This window comes from Neisseria sp. P0021.S006, from assembly GCF_051956895.1.
The window spans coordinates 1-1,838 of record NZ_JBQCWZ010000234.1 but is presented as its reverse complement, the minus strand read 5'-3'; the positions used below and the strand labels follow the sequence as shown (position 1 = coordinate 1,838).

General features: G+C 53.3%; 2 protein-coding genes. Both read left to right on the top strand.

Annotation, left to right across the window (positions count from 1 at the left end):
- Positions 1 to 1,063, top strand: a 1,063-nt coding sequence (locus ACTHUM_RS12890; protein WP_440403044.1) for a TonB-dependent receptor domain-containing protein, incomplete at its 5' end; no start/stop codon positions are given.
- A 57-nt stretch (positions 1,064 to 1,120) separates the two neighbouring features.
- A partial coding sequence (locus tag ACTHUM_RS12885; protein ID WP_440403043.1) for an ABC transporter substrate-binding protein occupies positions 1,121 to 1,838 on the top strand: 718 nt, incomplete at its 3' end.

Below are 1,838 nucleotides of genomic sequence, written 5' to 3'. Positions count from 1 at the left end.
GTCCTACAAATTTGACGACCGACACAAATTAGGCTTGGGCTTAAGCTACGAAATCAACGAAGCGGACGTACGCAAAAATACGGCGCCGCCCGCCCATCCGATGAACCGCAACCTTGCCTTCGCCTCATCGCAACAAATCTGGAAAACCCATTACGGCTACGACTTCAACGGCAAAGTTCGCCGTCATGCCTTCTCCGGTGAACTCAAATACGATTTCACGCCGTCTGAAACGCAAAAATACAGCGTTTCCCTTGCTCACTTAGAACGAATCGGCGACAACACTGAACGCTTCAACTCGCTTGCCGCCATCGTACAAAACCGCATGAACGGCATGCTGATGAACCAAAACCCAGCCGCCGCCATCGCAGGCAATCCCCTGCTGAAAACCGAAAAACACAACCGCATCAAGCTCACCGCCGACAGCCGCAACGACTACTACAACGGCTACATGAACTCGTTGGCAGGCGCGGGCTGGAACGTAGGCGGCACGCTTGTAGCAGATAAAGTCAAAGACTTGATTATTTTTGACCGCGCCCACGGACAAAGCGGTACGGCCTCCAAAGGCGGCGGCATCATCACACGCAACGTGGACGCGCGATTGTTTACCGCTCAGGCCTATGCGCGTTACAACTTCAATCCGCATTGGGCGGCAGGCATCAAAGCCGCCTACAACTACGGACACAATGAAACCGACGGCAGGCCGCTCTATCAAATCCGTCCGTTTGAAGCAACCGTCCAAGCTGACTACAAAAATTACTTTGCCCACGGCAGCTACAACATCGGCGCCGCCACACGCTTTGTCGCCAAACAAACGCGCGGCGATTTTGATGCCGCAAGCGGTTTGGGCATAGACAAACGCGAAGCCGCCAAAGGCTTTACCGTTGCCGACGTGTACGCAGGCGTAAACTTCAAAGACAAATACGGCTTACGCCTGGGCGTGAACAACGTGTTCAACAAAAAATACGCCGAATACATCAGCGGCGACCACGTCCTCGCTCTATCCCCCAGTGTCGTGTATGCACCGGGCAGGACATATTGGTTGAGTTTGCATGCGGCATTTTAAAATCAGGCCGTTTGAAAGAATGCCTGCATTGGCTTATTAAGAATTAGGAGATAAAAAATGGATATGAAAAGACGCGATTTCTTAAAAATGACCGCCGCGCTGGCAGCCGCAGGCGTTTCACCTTCATTGTTAGCAGCCGGTAAAGAACAATTTACCGTATACGGCTCACCGGCAATGCCCAGCGTTACCATCGCCGTAGCGGCGTTGCAAGGCAAGCTGGCGAAGCAGGCAGATGTATCGCTGAAAATCTGGCGTTCGCCCGACCAACTGCGTGCAGGCGTGGCAAGCGGACAATTTAAAGTCATGATGAGTCCGAGCAATGTCGGCGTAAACCTGCGCAACCAAGGGCAGAAAGTCGGCATGGTCAATATTTTGACCAACGGCATCACGCAGCTGATGTGTAAAGGCAGCGCGATTACCTCGCCGCAGGATTTGGTCGGCAAAAAAATCCTCGTACCGTTTAAAAACGACATGCCCGACATCGTGCTGCAAGCCTTGTTGAAAAAACTGAAAATCGACGCGCACAAAGTCGGCATCACTTACACCGCCACGCCGCCCGAAGCGGTGGGGCTGTTTTTGAGCAAGGATTACCACGCCGCCATCCTGCCCGAACCGATGGCAAGCGCAAGCATACTCAAAGGCAAAACCATGGGCGTAAACGTCGTGCGCAGTTTTGATTTGGTGAAGGCATGGGGGCAGGCGTTTGACACCAAACCGCTGATTCCGATGGCGGGCATCATCGCCAACGAAGAATATTTCCACGCGCACAAGGCGC